Source organism: Streptomyces sp. NPDC048018, assembly GCF_043202995.1.
In the GTDB taxonomy this organism is placed as follows: Bacteria; Actinomycetota; Actinomycetes; order Streptomycetales; family Streptomycetaceae; genus Streptomyces.
In genome coordinates, this window is the sequence record NZ_JBIDBK010000003.1 from 658,522 (window position 1) to 682,000 (window position 23,479).

Sequence of the window (23,479 nt, forward strand, 5' to 3'; positions counted from 1 at the left end):
TCACACCTCCCACAGTGTCGCGGCCCAGGCGGCCACGGGGCTGTTGTTGAGCACCAGGACGAGTCCGCCCGGGGCGACTTCGCCCTTGGCGAGCAGGTCCCGGAGGTTGAGCACGACGTCCATGGCGCCGAGATGCCCGTACCGGGCCAGGTTGTCGCGGCACACGCCGTGGACGGGGAGTCCGAGCAGCGCCTCGTAGAAGTCGAAGGCGGAGGCGGTGACGTTCTGCATGAGGACGGTGGCGACCGAGCCGCGCGGCACACCCGCGTCGGCGAGCACCTCGTCGACCAGGCGGCCGAGGCGTTCCCGGCTGTGCAGGGCGAGTTCGAAGCGGTAGCGGTCGGGCGAGGCGCACTCCTCGCGCCACTCGTACCAGGGCGCCTGCTTGTAGTCGACGCGGAAGAGGTCGTGGAAGGTGCCGTCCGTCTCGGCGCGGTGGGCCCGCAGTACGGGGCGGCCGCCGCGCTCGACGGTGAGGGCGAACGCGCCGTCCCCGGTGACGGTCACCGGGGGCCTGATGCGGTCGACGCCCGTCGGCCGGCTGGCGTGGGTGACGAGCACCTGACGGCGGGCCGGGTCGGCGCGCAGCAGATCGGCGGCGAGCCCCCAGGCGGCGCTGGAGCCGGTGCAGCCGAGGCCGTCGAGGGTGAAGGCGAAGGTGCCCGCGAGGCCGGCGGCGGCCTGGGCGTGGCAGGCGTCGGAGCCGAGCAGCACGTCGGGCGAGCGGGCGCCGACGTGCAGCAGGACGTCGGGGCGGGCGTCGTGCGCGGTGACGAACTCGGCGGTGGCGCGGGCGGCGAGCACGCCCGCGCTCTCCTCGATGACGCCGACGGTGCCGATGCCGCTGGAGGCGAGGAAGTCCCGTCCGGCGGCGTCCAGTTCGGGGGCCTCGGGCAGATCGTCGGGGGCCACGAGGCGCTCGGGCAGCACGCAGTGGATGCGGCCGAGGCCGATCCGTGCGTCGGCGGCGGTCATGCGTACACCCCCAGGGCCTGTTCGGCCAGTTGCAGCTGGCAGATCTCGTTGCTGCCCTCGATGATCTCCATGAGCTTGGCGTCGCGGAGGGCACGGGCGACCGGGTGCCCGTCCCGCGCCCCGGCCGAGGCGAGCACCTGGGCGGCGGCCGAGGCGGCGGCGGCCGCGGCGGTCGCGCCGACGTGCTTGGCGACGAGCGCCGCGTCGAACATCTCGGGCACTCCCTCGGCCCAGCTGCGCGCGGCGTGCTCGCACAGACGCAGCACGGACTGTTCGGCGGCGCGCGTCTCGCCGAGGTGCCGGGCGACCAACTGGTGCCGGTACAGCGGCTGTCCGAACTGTTCGCGGACCCGGGCGTGCCGCACGGCCTCGCGCAGGCAGGAGCGGATCATCCCGAGGCAGCCCCAGGCGATCGACAGCCGGCCGGCGGCGAGCACCGACTGGCCGACGAAGCTCAGGGGTGCTCCGGCGCCCGGCAGCAGGTGGGACCGGTCGAGCACGACCCCGTCGAAGCGGAGGTCGGCGTGGCCGGCGGCCCGGCAGCCGCTGGGGTCGGGGCGGCGTGTGACGGTGAGCCCCGGGGTGTCCGTCGGGACCAGGACCATGGCGGTGCCGTCGCCGTGGCGGCCGAAGACGAGGACGAGGTCGGCGTAGGTGCCGCCGGTCGTCCAGACCTTGGTGCCGTCGACGCGCACGGTGCCGCCGTGGTCGGCGACGGTGGTGCGCATCGCGGAGAGGTCGCTGCCGGCCCCGGCCTCGCTGAAGGCGACGGCGGCCGTGGCACCGGCGGCGAGCCGCGGCAGGAATCGCTCCTGCTGCTCCGTGTCGCCCCAACGGGTCAGCGCCCAGGCGACCATGGACTGGGAGGTCATGAGGGAGCGGACGGAGGCGCACAGGGTGCCCGCGTGTGCGGTCAGCCTGCCGTGGGCGAGCGGGTCGAGGCCGAGGCCGCCCCATTTCCCGGGCACTTCGGCGCACAGCACGCCGGCGGCGGCCAGGGCCCGGACGACCTGGTCCGGGATGGCGCCGGCCCGGTCCCAAGTGTCGGCGTGCGGGGCCACGAGGCGGGTCAGCAGCTCCTCGGGGCTCTCGTCCGCCGGTGCGGCGGCGGTGGTCACGGCTCCTGCCTGAGGCCGGTGACGAGTGCCGCGACGGCGGACGCCGAGCGGAAGTTGTCCAGCTTGAGCAGGGGGCCGGTGACGCTCACGCCGTACGTCTGCTCCACATGGGTCACCAGGTGCATCGCGAACAGGGAGGTGACCGCTCCGGTGGCGAACAGGTCGTCGGTCGCGCCCAGTTCGAGCCCGGTGCGTTCCCTGACGAAGCCGAGGACCTCGGTCTCGATCCGCGTGGTGGTGTCGGCGCTCATGCGATCCCCGTTCCGTATGCGTGGAAGCCCGATCCGGTCTTGCGTCCGAACCGGCCCTGTTCGACCTTCTCCAGGAGGAGCCGGCAGGGGCGGTACCCGTCGTCTCCGGTGCGCTCGTGCAGGACGTGGAGGGTGTCCACGACGTTGTCGAGACCGATCAGGTCACCGGTCGCGAGCGGTCCGGTGCGGTGGCCGAGGCAGCTCGTGAAGAGCGCGTCGACCTCCTCCGGCGTGGCCAGGCCCTCCTGGACGATGGCGGCGGCCTCGTTGATCATGCGCTGGAGGACGCGGTTGATCACGAACCCGGGCCCGTCGCCGACCACGACCGGCTTGCGGCCCAGGGCGGTCAGCAGGTCGAGCGCCCGCTCCAGGACCCCGGGGGCGGTGCGCGGGCCGCGTACCACCTCCACGCCCTCGATGAGATGGGGCGGGTTCATGAAGTGCGCGCCCAGCACGTCGGCGGGCCGGACGGCGGCCGTGGCCAGCTCGTCCACGGGGATGGCCGAGGTGTTGGTCAGCAGCGGGGTGCCCGGTGCGACGGCCGCCGACACCGCGGCGAGCACCTCGGCCTTGGTACCGGGCCGTTCGACGACGCACTCCACGACCGCGTCCGCGCCGGCCGCGGCCTTCGGGTCGGCGTCGAGCACGAGGAGTTCGTCCACGGGCGCCCCGCCGGGCAGCTTGCCCAGCATCTGCGCCATCCGCAGGTTCTGCCGCACCACGTCGGCGGCGCGCTCCCTGGCCGCGTCGCTGTCGTCCACGAGCGTGACCGTGAGGCCGTGGCCCACGGCCAGGGTGGCCAGGCCCGTGCCCATGGTGCCCGCGCCGATCACCGCAAGCTTCCGCTCGCTCATCGTCCCTCTCCCTTCAGCTCGGTCAGCCTGGCGCCGATCGTCGGCCGGTACTCCGGCAGATCGGCGAGCCGGCGCAGGCTCCGGGCCAGCGCCTGCGGGGTCACGGCGGCGGTCCTGCCCTCGACGGCCAGCCAGTCCCGCCACCCGGCGGCCTCGACGGTGACGTGCGCGTCGTCGCCGGGTGCGCCGTGGGAGGTGCCGTTCTCCGCCGTGTCCTCGGTACGGATCAGGGCGATGGCCGCGAGGGTCTCGTCGCCGCTGTCCAGGGCGAGTCCGGCCACGGCCGCGTGCCACGTCCGTACGGGTGCCTCCGTGGTGGTCAGGCCCTCGGCGGCGAGCCCGCCGATCAGGGTCCGCAGCGTCATCGGCTGCGCGTCCACCAGGTGGTAGGCGCGGCCCAGGGTGTCGGGGCGGCGCGCCAGGGACACGACGGCGCGGGCCACGGCGTCCACCGGGGCGAGGAACAGGGGCCGGTCGTCGGCGGGGCGCAGGCCGGTGGCCAGGCTGCCGGCGAGCATCCGCCAGGTCATGTCCTTCGGGTTGCAGGCCCCGGTCCGCGAGTCGCCGAGGACGAGCCCGGGCCGGAAGACGCGGACCCGCAGGCCGTCCCGCTCGGCCCGCTCGACGAGCCGCTCGCAGACCCACTTGCTCGCGCCGTAGCCACCGGACTCCGCCGACAGGGGCTGGCCGCGTTCCTCCCTGACGACGCGGCGCGGTGCGCCGGTCGGGGTGGCGGCGGCGAGGCTGGAGACGTACGTGAGGTCCGGGACGCCGTTCGCGCGCATCCAGCGCAGCAGTTCGGCGGTGGCGAGGACGTTGGCCTCGCGCAGGGAGCGGTAGGGCTCGGTGAACACGACCCGGGCGGCGCAGTGCACCACGCGTCCCACGCGTGCGGCGGCCTCGGGCACGCGGTCGAGGACGGCGGCTCCCTCGGTGAGGTCGCCGACGACGACCCGGACGCGGGCCGGATCGGGCTCGGGCAGTGCGTAGGCGGCGGCCGTCGCGCGCAGCCGCCGCCAGGCCTCCGCCTGGTCGCGGGCCCGGACCAGGCAGTAGACGGGGCCCTCGTCCGTCGCGCACAGCTCGCGCAGCAGGAAGGCGCCGATGAAGCCGGTGGCGCCGGTGAGCAGCACGGCGTCGCCGGGACGCTGCGGCACGGCGTCGCCGAGCGGCAGCTCCAGGTCGGCGTCGATGAGGGCGCCGTCGCCGTCCAGGTCCTCGCCGCCGGTGCCCCGTCCGGACAGCCCGCTGCGGACGGCCTCGGCGACCCGGCGGACGGTGGCGCGGGTGCCGCCGACCCGGTGCAGGTTGAGCCGGACGTCATGGCGCCGGCCGATCTCCAGGGCCATCCGGGTGGCGAGCAGCGAGGTGCCGCCGAGCGTGTCGAACTCGTCGGCCACGCCCACCGGGGCGATGCCGAACAGCTCCTCCCACAGCGTGACGAGTTCGGCCTCCAGGGCGTCGGCGGCGGGCACCGGGGCGCCGAGCCGGGCGGGCCGGGGGTCCGCCGCCACTCCCGGGTGCCGTTCCGCGCGCGGCGCGTTCGGCTCCCCGGGGCGGCCGCGCAGGACGTCTCCGAGCCGGTCGAGGGCCCACAGGCGGCGCCGTTCGAAGGCGTAGGTGGGCAGCGGCACCCGGCGGGCGCCGGGGTCGGCGACCGCGGCCCAGTCGACGTCGACGCCCTCGACCCAGGCGGCGGTGAGCGCCGCGTCGACGGCCTCGGCCTCGTCGTCGGTCTCACCGGTCACGTGCCGGCCGGGGCCGGGCGTGCCGGGACCCACGACGACCAGGTAGGTGTCGGGGGGCACCGTGGCCGGCACCTCCGGCGCCGTGCGCGCGCCCGGCCCGAGGGCCGTGAGCAGCCTCTCGGTCACGGCCGCGGCCCGGGGCGTCGGCGCGGTGGTGACCACGAGCGCGGTGAGCGGGCGGGCCAGCACCGTGCGGGCCCGGGGCGGGCGCGGCAGCCGCAGGGCGGCGGCCAGCTGTCCGGGGGCCGCGGCGACGACCCGGCGGTGCTCGAAGTGCCGGCGCCCGACCCGCAGGGTGTGGGCGATGTCGGTGACCGGGTGCGCCGCCTCGTCGAGGGTGTCGGCGAGCTGCCGGCTCAGCGCGTCGAGTGCGGTACGTGTCCGGGCCGACACCGTCAGGCGGACGACCGCGGGGGCGGCGCCGGGCCGCGCGGCGCCGGCCGGCGCCGGGGCGGGGGCGCGTAGGACGACGGCCGCGTTGGTGCCGCCCTGCCCCATCGAGTGGACCAGGACCCTGCGCTCCGGGTCCTCGCTGCGCCGCGGCTCGGTGTCGATCCGCAGGGAGCTGCCGGCGAGGACCCCGGGATCGCGGGGGCCGGTGAACTGCGGGTGCGGCGGCAGCTGTCCGGTGTGCGCGACGTGCACGGCCTTGACGAGGCCCGCGATGCCCGCGGCGGCGCCGCAGTGCCCGACGTTGGCCTTGACGGAGCCGAGTCCGGCGAAGCCGGTGCGGCCGCTCGGGCTGCGCAGCGCCTCGGCCAGGCCGAGGAGTTCCACGTGGTCGCCGAGGGGCGTGCCGGAGCCGTGCGCCTCGACGTAGGCGAGCCGGTCCGGGTCGGTGCCGGCCGCGTCGAGGGCGGCCCGGACCACGTCGGCGACGCCGCGCGGGCTCGGCGCCGTGAACCCGGGCCGGTCGGCGCCGTCGTTGTCGACGGCGCTGCCCTCGACGACCGCCCAGATGTGGTCGCCGTCGGCCAGGGCGTCCTGGAGGCGACGCAGCACGACCACGCCGACGCCCGCGCCCGTGGCCGTACCGCTGGACTTGGCGTCGAAGGAGCGGCAGTAGCCGTCCTCGGAGGCGATGCCGCCGGGTTCGTGGAGGTAGCCGGCCTCGGGCACCGCGCCTCCGCTGCCGCCGGCGAGCGCGATGTCGCAGTCGCCGGCGAGCAGCGCGTTGACGGCCTGGTGCACGGCGGTGAGGGAGGAGGAGCAGGCTGTCTGCACGGCGATGGCGGGCCCGCGCAGGCCGAGCCGGTGGGCGACCCGGGCAGGCATGAAGTCGAAGAGGCTGCCGCGGCGGATGTCGCCGTCGGCGACGGCGGCGAAGCCGTGCTCGCGCACCTTGGCCAGATAGAGGGCCATGGCGTAGGTGCTGAAGCTGGCGCCCGCGTACACGCCGACGAGCGGACCCTCGTCGCGCGGTGGATGTCCGGCGTGCTCCAGGGCCTCCCAGCACACCTCCAGGAAGATCCGCTGGTGCGGGTCGATCAGCTCGGCCTCGGCCGGGGCGATCCCGAAGAACCCGGGGTCGAAGTCGGTGAGGCCGGGCAGCCGGACCCCGACGCGGACGTAGTCGGGCGAGTCGTGGAGCGACGGGTCCACGGCGGCCTCGCGCAGCTCGTCGTCGGTGAACTCGCGCAGGGACACGTGGCCTTCGGCCAGATTGCGCCAGAACTCCGCCGGGCCCCGGGCGTCGGGGAACCGGGCGCCCACACCGACGATCGCGATGTCGGTCTCGCTGGTCATTCGCTCGCCTTCCGGTTGCTGGTGCGCTGCGGTGTGGTCCGCCGGCGCCGTGCGGCAAGTCGGCTCCGGTCGCCTCCCCCGCCGCCAGGGGTCGCCTGGGCGGGGATCGGCGCCGGAGGGGAGGAGGGTCCTCGGAGCAGGGCGGCCTGTGACCGCACGGTGGCGTGCCGGAACAGGTCGCCGACCTCCAGCGGCCGGGCGGTCAGGGCCCGCAGCCGCTCCAGGAGCCGGATGAGCAGCAACGAGCTGCCGCCGGCTTCGAAGAAGGCTTGTTCCAGGGGCACTTCGGGGACCCGGAGCAGGTCCTGCCAGGCCTGCCGGACCTGCTCGACGAGGCTGTCTCCCGGGTCTGCCGGGCCCGCTTGGGGCTCCGCCCGGGGGGCGGGCTCGGCGCCCAGCAGGGCGCGCAGGGCCGCCCGGTCGGCCTTGCCCGTACGGGCGACCGGGATGCGGTCGAGGGCGAGGAGCCGGTCGGGGACGAGCGGGGCGGGCAGGAGTGCGCCCAGCCGCTCGCGGACGGCGGCCCGGTCGGTGAGCGTCCCGTCGAGGACGACGAAGGCGGCCAGTTCACCGTCGTGGCCGAGGACCTCGGCCTGCCGGACGCCCGGCAGCCCGAGCAGCGTGTGCCGCAGCTCGCCCGGCTCGACGCGGAAGCCGCGCACCTTGACCTGGTCGTCGGCCCGCCCGCGCAGGTGGATGCGGCCGTCGGCGTCGGCGAAGGCCAGGTCGCCCGTGCGGTAACGGCGTTCGCCGGAGGGTTCGGTGCGGAAGGCCTCGCGGGTCGTCTCCGGCCGGTTGAGGTAGCCCGCGGTGACCTGCGGTCCGCCGATCCACAGGATCCCGGTCCCGCCGGCGGGCACCGGACGGTGTTCCTCGTCGAGGATCAGGGCCGTGACCCCGGGCAGCGGCCGCCCGGCGGGCGGCGCCCCGCTCGCGTCGGGGCCGATGCGGTGGGTGAGGACGCCGACCGTGGTCTCGGTGGGCCCGTAGTGGTTGAGGACGAGCGCGTCCGGGGCGCACAGGGCGAGCAGTTCCCTGGCGAGCGGTGCCGGGACGGCCTCGCCTCCGAGCACGATCGCGCGCAGCCCGGCGAGCGCGTCCCGCAGCGGGGTGCGCAGCAGGGCGCCGAGATGCGACGGGGTGAACTTGACGACCTCCACGCGGTGTTCGCGCAGCAGCCGGGCGAGCGCGGCGCCGTCGAGCGCCTGCCGCTGGTCGGCGACGACGACGCTGCCGCCGGTCGCGAGGGCGCCGTGCAGGACGGTGACCGCGAAGTCGGTGTCCAGGGGCGTCGCCAACAGGGTCCGGCGGGAGGCGAGTTCGGGGTGGGTGGCGTGCAGTCCGGACAGGTAGGCGGCGAGGTTGCCGTGGGTGACCCGGACCCCCTTGGGCCGTCCGGTGGTCCCCGAGGTGTACAGCACGTAGGCGAGGTCGCCGGGAGCGACCGGTACGGGCTCGCCCGGGGCGTCCTCGTCGCCGGGGCCGTCGGCCGGGACCAGCGGCACGGTGGCCCCGCAGGCGCCCAGGGCCAGGGCGCCCGTCCCGTCGACGACGGCGGCCCGGGCCGCCGTGTCCTCGATCAGGAAGGCGAGCCGCGCGGCGGGCTGGTCGACGGCGACGGGGCAGTACGCGGCGCCCGCGCGGAGCACGCCCAGCCAGGCCGCGAGGGCCAGCGGCCCCCGGGAGACCACGACGGGCACCACGTCGCCGGCGCCGATGCCGCGCGCCCGCAGCCGGGCGGCGATCGACCCGGCCCAGGCGTCGAGCGTGGCCCGCGGCACGCGCACGCCCTGGTGGACCACCGCCGTGTCCTCGGGGCGCCCGGGCAGCGGGCCGGCGACGAGGGAGAGCGGTGGGTGCGCGGTGGGGCCGGTGCCGGCGACCGGGTCGCCGGGCCACAGCGGCCCGTCGGCGGCCCGCTCCAGCTCCGTGAGACAGTCGCGCAGGTCACCGGCGAGACCGCGCACCGTGTCGGCGTCGAACAGGGCCGAGGCGTAGTCGAGCGCGAGGCGCGGGCCCTCCGGCCGGTCCTGGAGGTCGAGGGTCAGTTCGTACTTGGTGTGCCGGTGGCCGGACGGCAGCCAGGAACAGCGCAGACCGGGGCCGAGCTCCGGCGCGGCGGGCTCGCCCTCGCCGACGCTGATCTGCACCGGGGTCAGCGGCGGGCGGCTCAGGTCCCGGCCCGGATGCAGCGCGGAGGCCAGGGCGTCGAACGGCGCGTCGGCGTCCCGGAAGGCCGCGAGGGACGCGGCGCGCACCTGCCGCAGCAGTTCCCGCCAGGAGCCGGCGCCACGGGTGTCGACCCGTACCACGACGGTGTTGACCAGCATGGACACCTGGTCGGCGGCCGCGCTGTCGCGCCCGCCCCACGGCGTGGCGAAGAGGAAGTCCCGCTGCCCGGACCGCCGGCCGAGGCCGACCGCCAGTACGGCGGCCGCCACCATGAAGGGGGTGACCCCCTCGGACCGGGCGAGCTCCCGCAGCAGGCCGGGACGGACCCCGTCGAGCGGCACCGGACACGTGGCGCCGGCGGTGTCCTGGACGGGCCCGCGCGGTCGGTCGTGGGGCAGGTCGACGTCGACGGGCGCGCCGCGCAGGCGCTCGGTCGCGGTCCGCACGGTCTCCGGGTCGGCCGTGGCGGCGGCGTGGAGGTGCGGGACCGGGGCGGGCAGCCGGGGCTCCGCGCCCTGGACCCGGGCCCGGTACACCGCGCCGAGCTCCGTCGTCAGGACCCGCAGCGACTGGGCGTCCACCGCGATGTGATGGGCGCAGAGCACGACGACGGCCCCGTCGTCCGTGCCGATGACCTCCGCCCGCACCGGGGCTTCCGCGGCCAGGTCGAACGGGGTGCGGCACAGGTCCTCCGTCCGCTCGCGCACCCGCCGCGCGGCCTCGGGCCCGGTGCCCGTCAGGTCCAGGCGGGTCACCGCGGGGCCGGGCCGCCCGGTCGTGTAGGTGACCTCGCCCCCCTCGGCGTCGAGGGTGAAGCGGGCCCGGAGCAGGGGGTGCCGGTCGAGGACGTGCTGGAGCGCGTCGGCGAGCAGCTTCCGGTCGAGGCCGGGGCCGCGGACGGCGAGCACGCAGGGCACCAGGTAGGCGGTGCGCAGTTGGGGCACCTGGTTGAGGAACCACAGGCGGCGCTGCACCGGGTTGGCCGGGTGCGGTGCGCCCTCGGCCGCCACCGGTTCGGGCTGCCGGGCCGCCCCGGCGGACGCGGTGAGCAGGCGGGCGAGACCGGCCGGCGTGGGGTCGGCGAGGAAGTCGCGCAGGGGGAGTTCCGCGCCCCGCTCACGGGAGGCGGCGGCGACGAGGCGCGCGGCGCCCATCGAGGCCCCGCCGAGCATGAAGAAGTCGGCGTCGGGGGCGAGTCCGGCGGGCGGCGGCTCGGGGAGGTGCTCCAGGAACAGGGTCGCCGCCCGGTCGAGGCCCTCCTGCCGTACGACGGCGGGGCCGTCGCCGCCCGGCAGCGGCCGCCGCGCCGTGTCGGGCAGCTCCCGCAGGGCCCGCAGGTCGACCTTGCCGTTGGTGTTGAGGGGCAGGGCGTCCACCAGCCACAGCGCGGCGGGCAGGACGGCCGCGGGCAGCCAGCGGCGCAGTTCCGCGAGGACGTCGGCGCGTGCGGGCGGGGTGCCGGGCTCCGCTTCGAGGTAGCCGACCAGCCGGTCCGGGCCCTCCAGGGCCACGGCCGCGGCGCGCACTCCGGGACATCGTTCCAGGAGTGCGCGTATCTCGCCGGTCTCGACGCGGTTGCCGCGGATCTTGACCTGGTGGTCCTCGCGGCCGAGGTACACGAGACCGCCGTCGGGCCGCCGAAGGCCGCGGTCCCCGGTGCGGTACATGCGCGCCCCGGGAACGTCCGCCCACGGGTCCGGCAGGAAGCGGGCGGCGCTCAGGGCGGGGCGGCCCAGGTAGCCGGTGCCGATGCCCGCGCCGGCGATGAAGAGTTCGCCGGGCGCCCCGTCCGGCACCGGTTCGAGGTCGGCGTCGAGGACGTAGACCCGGGTGCCGGGCAGCGGGACGCCGATCCCCGGCTCGCCCGGTGCGTCGGGGTCGACGAGGCCGGTGGTCGTCGTGGCGGGGACCTCGGTCACGCCCCAGACGTTGTGGACGGTGCAGCCGAGCCGGTCGCGGAACTCGGCGGCGAGCTCCCGGGTGAGCCGCTCGCCGCCGCAGGACACCGAGCGGAGCCGGGTCGCGGTGCCCGGTGCCAGGCCGGCGACGGCCGCCTTCAGCGAGCTCGGCGTCATGGTGGCGAGGTCGACGTCGATCAGCTCGGGGCCCAGCAGCGCCGGGTCGCGTCGCTGCGCGTCGGTGGCGAGGATCAGCCGCGCCGCGGTGATCAGCGCGGTGCCGATCACCATCGTCGCCGCGTCGAAGGCGACCGAGACGCTGCAGAGCAGGGAGTCGGCCGGGGTGAGCTGTTCGAACCAGCCCCAGCGCAGGGCGCTGTGCAGCAGCGCGTCGTGGTCGACCAGCACGCCCTTGGGGCGGCCGGTGCTGCCGGAGGTGTAGAGGACGCAGCCCGCGTCCGCTCCCGTGAGGTCCGTGTCGAAGGGCTCTGCGTGGGTGCCGCGCAGGCCGTCGACGTCGATCGGTGTCACGTCCGCGCCGAGGCCGCGTGCCGTGGCGAGGCCGCCCGCGTCGACGAGGGCGGTGCGTGCGGCGCTGTCTTCGCCGAGGAAGGCGACGCGGCCGGCGGGCAGGTCGATGTCGACCGGCAGATAGGCGGCGCCGGCGCGCAGTACGCCGAGCCAGGCGGCGACGAGACCGGCGCCGCGGGTGGTGACGACGGGCACGATGTCGCCCCGTCCGATGCCCTCGGCGCGCAGCCGGGCGGCCACCGACCAGGCCCAGGCGTCGATTCGGGACCAGGAGGTGAGGGTGTCCCCGCAGCGCACGCCGGAGGATTCCGGCGCCGCGGCGAGCCGCTCGGCGACCAGGCCGAGGAAGGTGACGTCGCTCATTCCCGGCCGCCGTCCGGCCGTCGGGCGCCGTCGCCCTCGCCGTCCCGGTGCCGGGCGCCGTCGCCCTCGCCGTCCCGCGGGCGGGCGCGGTCGCCTTCCCCCGGCCGGACGCCGTCGCCGTCCGCCTCGCGGGCGCCGTCGTCGCCGTCGGTCCGGGGGCCGCTCCCCCCGTCCCGGCGGGGCCGCGGGGCCCCGGCGTCGGCGAACAGCTCGCGGGTGGCCGTCACGGACGCCCGCACCAGGTCGTAGGCACGGTCGGGCTCGTTGAACGGGCCGACCTCGACGGCGAGGAGTGCGTCGCGGCCCCGGACGTCGGCGACGAGTTCACCGGCGAAGGCGGCCAGGTCGGCGACGCCCGTGCCGGGCGCCAGGTGCTCGTGGAACTTCCCGTTGGAGTCGGAGAAGTCGATGCTGTCGACGCGTCCGGCCAGTTGCCCGAGCTCGCTCGCGGGAGTGCCCCGGACGACCATGTGGGAGGTGTCCACGTTCGCGAGCAGGGCCGGGGAGCCGACGTCCGCGAGCATCCGGGCGAGGCTGTGGGGGTCGTTGACGAAGGAGTTCTCCAGCGGTTCGAGCTCGATGCTGAGCACGGTCCTGCGGCGCTCGGCGTAGGCGCACAACTCCCGCAGGGTGTCGACCTCCAGCTGCCACTGCAGGGCGTTGGGCCACATACCGCGCCAGACCCATTCGCCGAGCAGCACCTTCATGCGGCGGGCGCCGAGCTCGACGGTGAGGTCGAGCTGCCGCTTGGCCCACTCCAGGTTGAACTCCCGCACGGCGTCGCGCGGGTCGCTCAGGCCGAAGGCGTGGCAGCCGGTGATGAGGATGGGCGTCCCGGCCTTCTCCGCGTCCTCGCGCAGCTGCCGGCGCCGCTCCTCGGGCATGCCGTGGGCCTCTTCGGTGACGCTGATCCACTCGGCCCCGGCCTCTGCGGCCGCCCGCCAGGCGTCGACGCCCTTCCAACGGCTGCCGCCGAACGCCTGGTTGGCGAGCAGGCCGATGCTGGGCGTCCAGGTCACGTCGGTGTCCGTCATCGCGCTCTCACTTCCCTGCCGTCGGCGCGGTGCGCCTGCGGTGATCCGCCACGAGGTCGATCGGGGGCCCGGCCGGGCCGGCCGGCCGCGTGCCCGGGACGCGCAGCCGGGCGAGCACGGCGTCGGGCGCGTCGAGGGCCGCTCCGAGCAGGCCGAGGAAGGTGTCGCGTACCCCCTCCGCCGTGGCCCGGTCGTAGTGCGCGGTGGCATGGCCGATGGTGCCGGTGAAACGGGTGCCGGAGTCCTCGACGACCACCGTGAGGTCGAGGGCGGCGGCCTGGGTGGGCAGGGCCAGGGAGGACACCGGGAGTTCTCTGCCGCCCACCCGGGGAGGGGTGTTGAGCATGACGAAGCCCACCTGGACGAGCGGACTGCCGGTCCGGTCGGCGGCGCCGAGGGCGGTGGCGAGCTGTCCCAGCGTGACGTCCGCGTGGCGCAGCAGGTCGCGGAACTCGGCGCGCATGTCGCCCCAGGCCTCCGTGACGGTCCGGCCCGGCCGGTTGTCGCAGTGCAGCGGCACCGTGTTGACGAAGAACCCGGCGGTGCGGTCGAGTCGCGGGTCGGGCCGGTTGACGAGGATCGTGCCCAGCAGGAAGCGCTGTTCGCCGCTCCAGCGCCGTACGGTCTCCTGGAAGACGGTGAGGAAGAGGAGGTACGGGGTGATGCGGGCCTCCCGGGCCCGCCGCCGCACGCGGTCCGCGAGGTCGGCGTCCAGCTCGAAGCCCGTCTCCTCGCCCTCGTCCCCGGCGCCTTCCGCGGGTTCTGCCCGGTGCTGGTCCTTCAGGGCGGCGGGCGCGCCGAGCCGGAGCCCGGTGGGGAACCCGCGGAGCCGCTCGGCGCGCGCGGCGACGCGCTCGCGGTGCCCTCGGGTCGCGTGGACCTCTCGCTCCCAGCGGGCGAAGTCCGTGTACTGGAGCTCGGGTTCGGGGAGTCCGTGCGGGGTTCCGGCCAGGGCGGCGTCGTACACGGTCCACAGCTCGTCGAAGAGCAGGGCGAGCGACCAGCCGTCGACGGCGATGTGGTGGAGACAGACGAGGAGCAGGTCACCCTCGGGCAGTCCCTGCCACAGGGCGACGCGCAACGGCGGCTCCCGGTCGAGGAGGAACGGTTCGGCAGCCCTTTCGCGGGCCTCCCGGTGGGCGCGCTCCGTCGCACCGGGCACGCCCGACAGATCGGTGGCCGTGACGGTCACGGTCGTGGACGTGTCGACGACCTGGACGGGCGCGCCGTCGCGTACCGGGAAGCGGGTACGCAGGATGCCGTGCCGGGCGACCAGCGTCTCCACGGCGCACCGCAGCGCGGGGAGGTGCAGCGGCTCGGGGCAGGGCAGGACCAGGGGCACGTGGTACGCGGTCGAGGCGGGCCGCGCCTGGTGGATGAACCAGAGGCCCTCCTGCGCGCTCGACAGCGGGGCCGCTCCGGTCTCGCGGCGTTCGAGCACGGGCGGCCGGCCGGTGCCGGTACTCATCGGGCGGTGTCCGCGGGACCGGCCGCCGCGGGACCGGCCAGCTCGGCGAGGGTCTCGGCGAAGAGCAGGTCGGCGGGGTTGAGGTCGGCGCCGCCCCGGGCCCGCAGGCGCGAGGTGGCCTGGAGGGCGAGGATCGAGTTGCCGCCGAGTTCGAGGAAGTTGTCGTCGGGTCCGACCCGGTCGAGGCGCAGGAGTTCGGCCAGGACGGCGTACAGCTCGGCGAGCGGACCTGCGCCGCCGGAAGAGGACGGGTCGTCCGCGTCCGCGGGCTCGGCGGCGGGCTGCGCCACGCCCGGCACGGGTGCCCCCGCTTCCTCCGCGATCTCCAGGAGGCGTCTGCGGTCGGTCTTGCCGTTGGCGTTGAGCGGGATGTCGGCCACGACGAGCCAGCGGGCCGGCACCATGTAGCCGGGCAGGCGCTCACCGAGCAGCTCGGCCAGGCGCGCGGTGAGCCCTGCGGTGTGCGCGGGGTCGGCCGGCAGGACGAAGGCGACGAGGGCGCCGCCCGCGGCTTCGCCGGTCTTCTCGACGACGGCGGCGGAGACGAGGCCGGTGGCGAGGAGCGCCTGCTCGATCTCGGCCGGTTCGATCCGGAAGCCGCGCAGCTTCACCTGCCGGTCGATCCTCCCGGCGAACTCCAGTTCGCCGTCGTCGAGCAGACGGACGAGGTCGCCGCTGCGGTAGGCGCGGTCGCCGTCGTCGAGCACCACGAAGCGTTCGGCGGTGAGCTCGGGGGCGTCGAGGTAGCCGGCGGCCACCTGCGGCCCGGAGATGTAGAGCTCGCCCGTCCCGCCGGGCGCCACCGGGCGCCGCTGCTCGTCCAGGACGCGCAGCCGGGTCTCCTGGACGGGGGCGCCGAGCGGGACGCGGCTGCGGCCGGTCAGGTTCTCGCCGGTACAGAGGAAGGCGGTGGCGAAGGTGGTGGTCTCGGTGGGGCCGTAGACGTGCACGAGCCGCCGGGGCGGCTTGTGGTCGAGGACCCGGCGCGCCCGTTCGATGTCGAGCGCCTCGCCGCCGACGAGAACGTTGTCAACGGTGTGGAAGGCGTCGGGGGCCTCGCGGGCGATGCTGTCGAAGAGCGAGGTGGTGAGGAACATGCTGGTGACCGAGGCACCGCCGAGCAGCTCCGCCCACTCCTGCATGGGCAGGGTCATGACATCAGGGAGCACCACGATCGTCGCCCCGGCGGCGAGGGTGTTCCACACCTCGAACGTCGTGGCGTCGAAGGCGGGATTGGCCAGCGCCGCGACCCGGTCGCCGGGCCGGACCGGGCAGTAGTCGGGGGCGTACGTGAACGAGCGCACGGCGCCGTGGGTGATCACGGCCCCCTTGGGCCGGCCCGTGGACCCCGACGTGTAGCCGACATAGAGAGGGGTGTCCGCGTCGACGTCGGGGGCGTCGGGGACCGGGGCGTCCGGCGCGGCGGCCGGCACCCCGACCCGGACCGGACCCACCGGAAGTCCGGACGGGTCGTCACCGGTCACGACGGCGACGGGCCGGGCCTCGTCGACGAGGAGTTCGAGGCGGGCCCGCGGCGCGTGGGAGTCGAGCGGCACATAGGCGGCACCCAGCCGGGCCACCCCCAGCAGGGCGATCACGAGCCGGGCGGACCTCGGAAGGGCGACCGCCACCCGGTCCCCGGGGCGGACCCCTTGCGCTGCCAGCGCGGCGGCCGTCCAGCCGGCCCGCCGCCAGAGCTCGGCGTAGGTCAGCGAGGTGCCGTCCGCGTCGACCACCGCGACGTCCCCCGGCCGCCGGGCCGCATGCCCGGAAACAGTCCCATGAACAGAAATGAATGGCGCGCCAGAACGTCGATCCACGACTCCCCCTCCGACTGTCACTCTCCGCCACGCGAACTTTGATCATTCTCATCACAGCGGGTGAGGCAGAGTCAATGGACGTTTTCCGGACAGGAATTGAATCATGAATTCAAGAAGGAGGTTTCATTCTTTTCATGAGCGGTGCGTGATGTCTGAATTCGTTTTCATTTCCGGGCCGGGCGGCGGCCCGGCGCGCAGACTGCCGGTCAGACGGGGTCGGACCCGATGGCACCGCCGGGGAGGCTCCACCCCCTCGATCCGCACCCTCTGTCATAAGGTCCGGATGTCAAGAGGACGAAGGTCCTCCCCCGCCGGTCAGGAAATAAGTCATGTTCACGCGGGCTTTCCCGGGAGCGAATACCGTCCCGGACGGCGCCCGTTCACCGCCCGGCCGCCGCCTTTCGGCGAAGTGCGGGCATTCGGCCACCCATCGGGCAAGGGCCCGGAAACGCGAAGTGGTGGCCGGGATGCTCCCGACCACCACTCGCTGGTGAACCTGTCGTGTCCGAGGGGGGACTTGAACCCCCACGCCCGATAAAGGGCACTAGCACCTCAAGCTAGCGCGTCTGCCATTCCGCCACCCGGACAGGCGTGTCGTCCTCCGCGGGGCTGCCCGCGGCGACAGGGATCAATCTACCAGGCGTTCGCGCTGGAGTTCACATCGTTTCCCGTGGTCAGCGCGGTGCGGACGGCCTGGGGCAGGCATCGGGAGCGGCCACCCGGCGCACCCGCCCGGCGCCGACCGGACCGACCCGTCCCGAGCCGACCGGACCGACCCGCCACGACCGGCCCGCGTCACGCCTCAGGGCCACGGGGGCGGCAGTGCGCCCCGGCCCCCAAGGGGCAGGGCACTGGGGCGGCGGGTCTGCCCCCGCCCCCATGGGGCAGGGCCACTGGGCGGCAGGTCTGCCCAGACTCTCTTGCGCCTCTGCCGCTTGGGCGGCGGCCCGCAATGGGCCCCGTGCGTCCCCCGGCAGCCGGAATGCCCCGGGGCGAAACTCAGGCGGCAGCCCCACCCCGGGGCCCAGGCGTCCCGGCTACTTGGGCGGCAGGCCTGCCGCGAAGGCCCGTCCCCGACCGACCCACTCGGCGAGGGCGGCGTCCTCGGCCACCGCGACCGCGGTCACGACGACCCACCCCCGCATCGGGCGTCCGGCCATGTCGGCGGGCCGCGCCCCCGGCCGGGCGAGCGCGTCCTCGGCGGCGTCGGGACCGACGCGGACCATCAGGTCGTCCCCGGTCACACCCACGGCCATGTTCCCGGCGCACAGGAACGCGATCCCACCGAACATGCGCCTTTCCGTGACTGCCGCGTCCCGGGCCAGACAGGTGCGGACCCGTTCCGCGAGACCCTCGTCGAATGCCATGGGACGTCCTCGTGGTCAGCGCCCTGACGGGCTGCTCCCGGGGCGGCGGTGGTGCTCCCGAGTCTGGCCACCGCGGCCCGGGGCCGCCACTCCGGACGAGCAGGGGCGGGCGCGCCGAATCGGCGCGGGTCGGGGCGGCGGGGCCGGGCAACCGGTCTGCCTGCGCGCCGGGGCGCGGGGCGAGGGACGGGCGCGGGGGCCGAACGCCGGGGCGCCCGGGGCGCCCGGGACTCGGAGAGCAAGGCGCGGGGGTCGGTGGGGGACGGGGGCCCGGTGGGGCCGGGGTCCGGTGGGGGCCGGGGGCCCGGAGGGCGCAGGGCCAGGGGCCAAGGCAGGGGGCAGGGGCCAGGGGCAGGGGCAAGGGCAGGGGCCGACGGCCCGGAGGGGGCAGGGCGGAGGCCGGGCCCCGGGGGCCCGGTGGGCCCGGGGCGGCGCACCGGGGCCAGGGGGCCCGGCGGCCCGGCGGCCCGGGGCGGCGCGCCCGGGCGGACCCTGCGCCCGCCCTCCCCGTTCCCCGTGCCGCTTGCCATACTGCTGCGATGCCGTCGCCACCCCGCCCCGCCCAGCAGTCCGGCCCCGACACCGGCGCGGGTCCCGACACCCGCCCCCACCCCGGCACCGGCACCGGCAGCGCGGGGGGAGCGCCCTTCGTGCGCTACCAGGGAACAGTGCGCAGCCCGCGGGGACACTTCCCCGGGATCTTCGCCCTGGCCAACACCCTGGCCCGGGAAGGCCGGCTCAGCGAGGAGCAGTACCGGTTCTGGCGGGCCGCGAACGACTGGTACGACGCCGCCTATCCCGACCCTTCCGCCACCGACCCCACGGTCTACGACGACGCCCGCAACCCCGGTGCCGCGGCGTGGCTCAAGGCCACCGCCGCTCATCTCCTCGACCGGGTCCCCGGCTATCTGGACCTGCTCGCCGAGCACGGCGTGCCGTGCGTACGGGTCGAGTCGGCGGACCCGGGACGGATCGTCTACGAGGACGACGTACAGGTCGTGGCCGTGCCCCGGGGCGAGGGCCCCGCCCCGGACCCCGGCGGCGCCGCCGCCTCCTGACGCACCGTCACTCCTCCGGAAGGCGGGTGCCGTCCGGGAGACGGATGCCGAACTCGTCCCGGAGGACCTTGAGGACCTCGGTGCCGTCCGCGAGCTCCCGCTCGGTGAGGGATCCGTCGGGGGCCGTCTCGGTGAAGCGGCGGCCGGTGAGCGAGAGATGGGTGTCCCGGGTGGTGCGCTGGACGTAGACACCGCGGGCGAAGGGCGAGCGCGGGTTGGTGGCGATGTGCCAGTTGATGACCTCGTAGTCGGGCGCCTCGAACGGCTCGACCGTGAAGGCGTACTGGTCCTCCCACTCCCCTTGCGCCACCAGGTACGTCTGGAGCTTCCACAGCTCCAGCGGCCCCTCGTGGGGCTCGTGCACGAGACGGTGGCGGCGCGGTGCGTCGTGGAGTTCGACGCCGGCGGTCAGCGGGATCGGTTCGAGGAGCGAGCCGATGCTGCCGAAGCCGGCGTCGGTCACGTACGGCACCGGCTGTCCGGGCACATCGGTCAGCATGAGCATGTGCGTGCGCGGCCGGATCTCCCCCTCCCGTGCCCCGACGAGGACGCGGGCGGTGAGCAGGGTGACCCGGAAGCCGATGGCCCTGAGCGCCGCCGCGAGCAGGGTGTTGTGCTCGTAGCAGTAGCCACCGCGCGCGCCGTGGACGAGCTTGGCCTCCAGGTCGGGCAGGGCGAGCGAGGGCGCGCCGCCCAGCACGGGGTCGAGGTTCTCGAAGGGGATGCCTTCGATGTGCGCGCGGTGGACGGAACGCAGCACGTCCAGGGTGGGCTGCGGGTCGCCGGGCCGGCCGATGCGCGTGAGGTAGGTGTGGAGGTCGATGCTCATGGCCCCACCGTACGCACCGGCCCGCGGGGCCCGCCTCGGCCCGAGGCACGGTCCGTGGCCTTCGCGGGTCCTACGCCCTCCGTCCCGGCCGCCCGCACGGGGCGGGTGGCCGGGACGGGTCCGGTCCGGCGGCCGCGGGCTATGCCGCCGGGGTCCCGTAGACCTTGAACTCCCAGAGCGAGTAGCCGTACGGGGTGGCCCTCCTGGTGCCGTGGACGCGGACGTAGCGGGCGGTGCCGGAGACCGCCAGGTCGTCGGTGGCGCCGTCTCCGGTCGTGGTGGCGTAGAGGTCGGTCCAGGTGGTGCCGTCGAGGGAGCCCTGGACGCGGTAGGCGCCGGCGTAGGCGGCCTCCCAGTCGAGCCGGACGCGCGAGAGGGCGGCGGGGGCGCCGAGGTCGACGCGGAGCCACTGCGGGTCGACGCCCTCCGCGGAGGCCCAGCGGGTGCTGCCGGACCCGTCGACCGCCTTGCCCGGTTCCAGGCCGGCGGCCTCCGTGGACGAGGCCGTGGCCGGGCGTCCCTGGGAGAGCAGGGTCTCGGCGCCGCCGGACTGCGTGGTGCCGGTGACGGCCGCGGAGGGGGCGGAGAGGTTTCCCGCCGCGTCGCGGGCCCTGACGGTGAAGCCGTACGCCGTGTTCGGGGCGAGCCCGGTGACGGTGGTGGCGGTGCCGGTGACGGTGCCGACGAGGGTGGTGCCCCGGTGGACGTCGTAGCCGGTGACGCCGACGTCGTCGGTGGCGGCGTTCCAGGCGAGGGAGACGCTTCCGGCGGTGCTGCCCGTGACGCGCAGGCCGTCGGGGGCCGTGGGTGCCCGGGTGTCCGGGGCGGGGCCGCTGCCGGTGAGCTGGTAGGCCCGCAGGTTCCTCAGGAGCAGGTAGGTGTCCCGCAGGGACCCGGAGGTGTCGCCCAGCGAGCGGTAGATGCCCCACTTGGGCCGGACACGGTCGGCGAGGAAGGTGTCGACGCCGGTCTTGGTGGCGTCGACGACCGTGGCGCCGCCGCTCTTGACCACCCAGCGCACCGACCCGGCCGTGCCGTCGCCGATCTTCATCTCGTACTCGATGTCGATCCACTTGTTCTGCAGCGGCTCCAGGTCGGTCCGGCCGACCAGGATGTCGCCGTCGAAGATCTTGTGCTCGATGGTCTGCCTGCCGTCGACGCGGCGCAGCGAGGTGACGGTGATCGGGGACGTGCCGTTCCCGGGCTGCTTGGTCTGCATGATGTGCGTGAAGGTCGTGGTGGCCATGAGCGAGCTGGGGATGTACATGGAGTACGTCACCCGCCAGGTCTCGCCGGGGCGCCACTCCAGGAAGCTGGACGCCCCGGTGCGGTTGCCGGTGACCTCCTGACGCTGCCGGTCGGTGGACGTGTCCCGGTCCGCCGTATGCATGTCGAACCGGTAGGCGTCCCCGGCGACCTTGATGTGGGGCGCACCCCCGGGGTGGGAGCCCGCACGGTCGTCCTCGATCGTCTCGAACGCACCCAGGCCGTCCCTGGCCACGTCCGGCGCCCACCGGAGCGTCCAGGCGGCGGCCGCTCCGGCGGTGGACGAGGGGGAGACCAGGCCGAGCAGGGTCAGGGCGAGTGCCGCCAGGGCCGCGAACGCGACCGGCATCACACGTCGGCGTGTCATGTACCGCCTCCGGAAGGGGAGTTGGGACCGATGTCGATGGTGCGCGCCATACTGCCCGCCGAGCGGTCGTTAGTAAAGGTTCCTGACAGTCATTCCCTCCTTGGCGGCCCCGCAGGCCGTTACGGCTTCTGCCGTGGGGCGGCGGTGCACGGCGACGGACGACGGCCGAACGCCGACAGCAGGTCCAGGCCGCACCGCCAGCGCCGGCGATCCGTCACTGCCGTGGCACACCCGCGCTCGCCCCACGGAGCGGCCATGCCGCGGCGGGAACGAGCAGGGAACTGCGGACGGGTGCCGCAACGAGCCGGGCGCCTCTCGGAGTTCGTCGAGAGCAGGCGCTTCGGCAGCCCCGCATCCACGACCGGCATCCCGTCGCCGGGGCATCACGTCATGTCAGACGGCTTCCGGGCCGTCATCGCGCGGCCGACCTGGCGGCCTGCTCGATCTTCGCGTAGTGGGCCGCGCGGGCCTCCGCGTCGACCTGCGTCTCCAGTTCGGCCCGAAGACCGGTCCGACCGTCGAGGCCCTCGCGCAGGATGTCGGCGTGCCCGGCATGCCGGATGGACTCCCCGAGCACGTGCACCATGACGGCGAAGAGGTTGGTGTCGGCGTAGGGCTCCGTCCACCACGGCACGTGACCGGGGGCGTCGAGGGGAAGCCCGGCGATCGTCGCGTCCGAGTGCTCCCACGTGCGCCGGTAGAACCCGGTGATCTGGTCACGGGTCTCGTCCTCGGTCGCCCACAGGTCACTGCCGTCCGAGTCCTGCCAGCCGGGCAGCGGTTCCGGGGAGGGGCGGCCGAAGACCTCGCCGAAGTACCTGGCCTCGACGGTGGCCACGTGTTTGACCAGGCCGAGGAGGTTGGTCCCGGTCGCCGTCAGAGGGCGGCGGGCGTCATATTCGGACAGGCCGTCGAGCTTCCAGAGCAGCGCCTGGCGGTCCCGCCGCAGTCTCCCGTGCAGGGTGTCCTTCGCGAATTCGTCGATCATGCGGCACGACCCTGCCATGGGCCCCGACGCGTCCTGCTCATACATCTCAACGACGTCCACCTCGCCGACGGGCGTGATGTCGACGACGAGATCGACCTGCTCCCGGAGGCCTGGGAGGAGCGGCGGGGCCCGCGCCCGGAGGCCGACACTGCAGCGGACTAACTCCGGGCCCCTCATCGCACGGAGCCGGGCCCGGCGCCCCTCGCCCCGTCAACCGGCGCAGCGCCGAGGGTAGTTCGTACCGCCGTCCGCACCGAAGGAGAGGTGGCGCGGACGGCGGGACCTCCGACCGCTCGACGGGCGGTGCGCCCGGCCCGGCCGCCACCGGACGGACGAGGGCAGCGCGCCCGGCCGCCGCCGGAGGGATGACGGCCGCGGCGAGGGCGGCTCCGCCCGACCCTTCGGCGGTCCCTTGCGGACCCGGTCGACGTCGGGGCTCAGGCCCCGGCCGCCGCTTCGGCCTCCTGTGCGATCCGCTCGAACTGGGCACCCATGGCCGCGGCGAGGGCCTGGGCGGCGGAGAGCGGGCGGACCATGACGGTGAAGTCGTCGATCCTGCCCTCCTCGTCGAAGTGGAGGAAGTCGCAACCCTGGATCTGCCGCCCGTCGACGGTCGCGGTGAAGACGAGGGCATGGTCGCGGCCGTCGGGGTTCGCGATCTCGCGGACGTACGTGAAGTCCTCGAAGACGCGCATCACGCCGCGGAGGATCGCGGCGGTGATGGCCTTGCCGGGGTACGGCTTGAAGGCGACCGGGCTGGTGAAGACGACGTTGTCGGCGAGCAGCGCCTCGATGGCGGCCTCGTCACGCGCCTCGACGGCCTGACGGAACGGGTGCATGATCCATCCTCGCAATACTCAATTAATTGAATAGTTACGAGCGAGGGTAGGGCGAGGGAGGAGGGATGTCCAGCTGTGACGGAGCGCTCCATCTGTCCCGTTGGCGTTGCGGTTGGCCCCTGTGCGCGTTCCAGGTGGCCCCTGTGCGCGTTCCAGGTGGCCCCGGCTGAGCGTCCCGGCCGGCCCTCGAAGGGGGCGACGACGTGCTCGTCTGCGCTTTTGGCTGATCCGGGCCACTGAGCGACCCTGGCTCGTATGCGCCATGCACTCACCCACTGGGACAGCCCCTTCGTCAACTTCAGGGACTTCGCCTTCCCCGACGGGTGGGGCCACGGCTTCCGGTGGGTTCACATCAAGCGCTTCCACCTGCCACCGGCGTCACCGGTCGACCAGGACCTTCTGGCCACCCTGATCGCCCACCCCGAGTTCCGTGACACCTACGACGGAGCCGGCGTCTGGCTCGAGCCGCGCCACGGCCAGTGGTGGTCCGACCGGATCACCCCCGGCACGTACACCGCCGTCGACGAGGCGGACGCAGCAGCCACGATCCACACATGGGCCACCAGCGGGGTCCCGCTTCCCCCCGACCTGGACGCGAAGCTGCAAGAGGCCGTATACGTCCCCATCCACCAGGCGACGAGCCGGTACACGCTTGGATCCCTCCCCGAGGATGCCCACCACGATTACGGACCCATCCACAACGAGTTCCACGAACTCGTCCTGATCGACCGCCGCCTCGGCACCCTCACCCTCCTCGTAGCCGCCGACGACTGAGACGGCTGCTGCG

At 75.1% G+C, this 23,479-nt stretch carries 16 protein-coding genes, 1 tRNA gene and 1 pseudogene; 2 read left to right on the forward strand and 16 right to left on the reverse strand.

Features of this window, described 5'->3' with window-relative positions:
* The 11 genes from ACGF1Z_RS14155 to ACGF1Z_RS14205 form a co-directional block, all read right to left on the reverse strand.
* Complete coding sequence (locus ACGF1Z_RS14155; RefSeq protein ID WP_393003504.1) at positions 1-975, reverse strand: 3-oxoacyl-[acyl-carrier-protein] synthase III C-terminal domain-containing protein; 975 nt, start codon at positions 973-975, stop codon at positions 1-3.
* On the reverse strand, positions 972-2,093 hold the full coding sequence (locus ACGF1Z_RS14160) for an acyl-CoA dehydrogenase family protein (RefSeq protein ID WP_393003506.1): 1,122 nt from the start codon (positions 2,091-2,093) through the stop codon (positions 972-974). Before ACGF1Z_RS14160 ends, ACGF1Z_RS14155 begins: the two co-directional genes overlap by 4 nt.
* The gene (locus tag ACGF1Z_RS14165; RefSeq protein ID WP_393003508.1) at positions 2,090-2,344 is read right to left on the reverse strand and encodes an acyl carrier protein; all 255 of its coding nucleotides are present in this window, start codon (positions 2,342-2,344) and stop codon (positions 2,090-2,092) included. Before ACGF1Z_RS14165 ends, ACGF1Z_RS14160 begins: the two co-directional genes overlap by 4 nt.
* Positions 2,341-3,198: a 3-hydroxyacyl-CoA dehydrogenase family protein gene (locus ACGF1Z_RS14170; RefSeq protein ID WP_393003510.1), complete on the reverse strand. Its 858-nt coding sequence runs from the start codon at positions 3,196-3,198 to the stop codon at positions 2,341-2,343. The genes ACGF1Z_RS14165 and ACGF1Z_RS14170 overlap by 4 nt, the downstream gene beginning before the upstream one ends.
* Positions 3,195-6,692: a thioester reductase domain-containing protein gene (locus tag ACGF1Z_RS14175; protein ID WP_393003512.1), complete on the reverse strand. Its 3,498-nt coding sequence runs from the start codon at positions 6,690-6,692 to the stop codon at positions 3,195-3,197. The genes ACGF1Z_RS14170 and ACGF1Z_RS14175 overlap by 4 nt, the downstream gene beginning before the upstream one ends.
* Positions 6,689-11,656 (reverse strand): amino acid adenylation domain-containing protein, encoded by a 4,968-nt coding sequence (locus ACGF1Z_RS14180; protein ID WP_393003514.1) that lies wholly within the window; start codon positions 11,654-11,656, stop codon positions 6,689-6,691. The genes ACGF1Z_RS14175 and ACGF1Z_RS14180 overlap by 4 nt, the downstream gene beginning before the upstream one ends.
* Positions 11,653-12,690 carry a sugar phosphate isomerase/epimerase family protein gene (locus ACGF1Z_RS14185; RefSeq protein WP_393003516.1) on the reverse strand — a complete coding sequence of 346 codons (1,038 nt, stop codon included), beginning with the start codon at positions 12,688-12,690 and terminating at the stop codon, positions 11,653-11,655. Before ACGF1Z_RS14185 ends, ACGF1Z_RS14180 begins: the two co-directional genes overlap by 4 nt.
* Before the next feature lie 7 nt (positions 12,691-12,697).
* Complete coding sequence (locus ACGF1Z_RS14190) at positions 12,698-14,158, reverse strand: condensation domain-containing protein (RefSeq protein ID WP_393003518.1); 1,461 nt, start codon at positions 14,156-14,158, stop codon at positions 12,698-12,700.
* Positions 14,155-15,999, reverse strand: a complete 1,845-nt coding sequence (locus ACGF1Z_RS14195) for a non-ribosomal peptide synthetase (RefSeq protein ID WP_393003520.1) — start codon at positions 15,997-15,999, stop codon at positions 14,155-14,157. The genes ACGF1Z_RS14190 and ACGF1Z_RS14195 overlap by 4 nt, the downstream gene beginning before the upstream one ends.
* 481 nt (positions 16,000-16,480) lie before the next feature.
* Positions 16,481-16,565 (reverse strand) — tRNA-Leu (locus ACGF1Z_RS14200).
* A 450-nt stretch (positions 16,566-17,015) separates the two neighbouring features.
* Positions 17,016-17,345: a TfoX/Sxy family protein gene (locus ACGF1Z_RS14205; RefSeq protein WP_393003522.1), complete on the reverse strand. Its 330-nt coding sequence runs from the start codon at positions 17,343-17,345 to the stop codon at positions 17,016-17,018.
* Between the two features lie 539 nt (positions 17,346-17,884).
* Here ACGF1Z_RS14205 and ACGF1Z_RS14210 point away from each other — a divergent pair.
* Positions 17,885-18,403, forward strand: a complete 519-nt coding sequence (locus ACGF1Z_RS14210) for a hypothetical protein (protein ID WP_393003524.1) — start codon at positions 17,885-17,887, stop codon at positions 18,401-18,403.
* A 7-nt stretch (positions 18,404-18,410) separates the two neighbouring features.
* Here ACGF1Z_RS14210 and ACGF1Z_RS14215 read toward each other — a convergent pair whose 3' ends face one another.
* The 5 genes and pseudogenes from ACGF1Z_RS14215 to ACGF1Z_RS14235 form a co-directional block, all read right to left on the reverse strand.
* On the reverse strand, positions 18,411-19,232 hold the full coding sequence (locus tag ACGF1Z_RS14215; protein WP_393003526.1) for an arylamine N-acetyltransferase: 822 nt from the start codon (positions 19,230-19,232) through the stop codon (positions 18,411-18,413).
* Positions 19,233-19,371: 139 nt separating this feature from the next.
* Positions 19,372-20,100 (reverse strand): discoidin domain-containing protein, encoded by a 729-nt coding sequence (locus ACGF1Z_RS14220; RefSeq protein WP_393004173.1) that lies wholly within the window; start codon positions 20,098-20,100, stop codon positions 19,372-19,374.
* Positions 20,074-20,865 (reverse strand): annotated as a pseudogene (locus ACGF1Z_RS14225) (Tat pathway signal sequence domain protein); the annotation flags it as partial. The gene ACGF1Z_RS14220 and the pseudogene ACGF1Z_RS14225, both read right to left, overlap by 27 nt.
* Positions 20,866-21,277: 412 nt before the next feature.
* Positions 21,278-21,853 (reverse strand): DinB family protein, encoded by a 576-nt coding sequence (locus tag ACGF1Z_RS14230; RefSeq protein ID WP_393003528.1) that lies wholly within the window; start codon positions 21,851-21,853, stop codon positions 21,278-21,280.
* A gap of 437 nt (positions 21,854-22,290) precedes the next feature.
* On the reverse strand, positions 22,291-22,692 hold the full coding sequence (locus tag ACGF1Z_RS14235; RefSeq protein ID WP_393003530.1) for a nuclear transport factor 2 family protein: 402 nt from the start codon (positions 22,690-22,692) through the stop codon (positions 22,291-22,293).
* A gap of 255 nt (positions 22,693-22,947) precedes the next feature.
* On the opposite strand from ACGF1Z_RS14235, the gene ACGF1Z_RS14240 reads away from it, so the two are divergent.
* Positions 22,948-23,466, forward strand: a complete 519-nt coding sequence (locus ACGF1Z_RS14240) for a hypothetical protein (protein ID WP_393003532.1) — start codon at positions 22,948-22,950, stop codon at positions 23,464-23,466.
* Positions 23,467-23,479 lie beyond the last annotated feature (13 nt).

Excerpts from the sequence above, each read along its gene's own strand:
- ACGF1Z_RS14155 (WP_393003504.1), bottom strand. The coding sequence starts at position 975 with ATGACCGCCGCCGACGCACGGATCGGCCTCGGCCGCATCCACTGCGTG.
- ACGF1Z_RS14165 (WP_393003508.1), bottom strand. The coding sequence starts at position 2,344 with ATGAGCGCCGACACCACCACGCGGATCGAGACCGAGGTCCTCGGCTTC.
- ACGF1Z_RS14170 (WP_393003510.1), bottom strand. The coding sequence starts at position 3,198 with ATGAGCGAGCGGAAGCTTGCGGTGATCGGCGCGGGCACCATGGGCACG.
- ACGF1Z_RS14175 (WP_393003512.1), bottom strand. The coding sequence starts at position 6,692 with ATGACCAGCGAGACCGACATCGCGATCGTCGGTGTGGGCGCCCGGTTC.
- ACGF1Z_RS14180 (WP_393003514.1), bottom strand. The coding sequence starts at position 11,656 with ATGAGCGACGTCACCTTCCTCGGCCTGGTCGCCGAGCGGCTCGCCGCG.
- ACGF1Z_RS14185 (WP_393003516.1), bottom strand. The coding sequence starts at position 12,690 with ATGACGGACACCGACGTGACCTGGACGCCCAGCATCGGCCTGCTCGCC.
- ACGF1Z_RS14190 (WP_393003518.1), bottom strand. The coding sequence starts at position 14,158 with ATGAGTACCGGCACCGGCCGGCCGCCCGTGCTCGAACGCCGCGAGACC.
- ACGF1Z_RS14205 (WP_393003522.1), bottom strand. The coding sequence starts at position 17,345 with ATGGCATTCGACGAGGGTCTCGCGGAACGGGTCCGCACCTGTCTGGCC.
- ACGF1Z_RS14210 (WP_393003524.1), top strand. The coding sequence starts at position 17,885 with ATGCCGTCGCCACCCCGCCCCGCCCAGCAGTCCGGCCCCGACACCGGC.
- ACGF1Z_RS14215 (WP_393003526.1), bottom strand. The coding sequence starts at position 19,232 with ATGAGCATCGACCTCCACACCTACCTCACGCGCATCGGCCGGCCCGGC.
- ACGF1Z_RS14230 (WP_393003528.1), bottom strand. The coding sequence starts at position 21,853 with ATGATCGACGAATTCGCGAAGGACACCCTGCACGGGAGACTGCGGCGG.
- ACGF1Z_RS14235 (WP_393003530.1), bottom strand. The coding sequence starts at position 22,692 with ATGCACCCGTTCCGTCAGGCCGTCGAGGCGCGTGACGAGGCCGCCATC.
- ACGF1Z_RS14240 (WP_393003532.1), top strand. The coding sequence starts at position 22,948 with ATGCGCCATGCACTCACCCACTGGGACAGCCCCTTCGTCAACTTCAGG.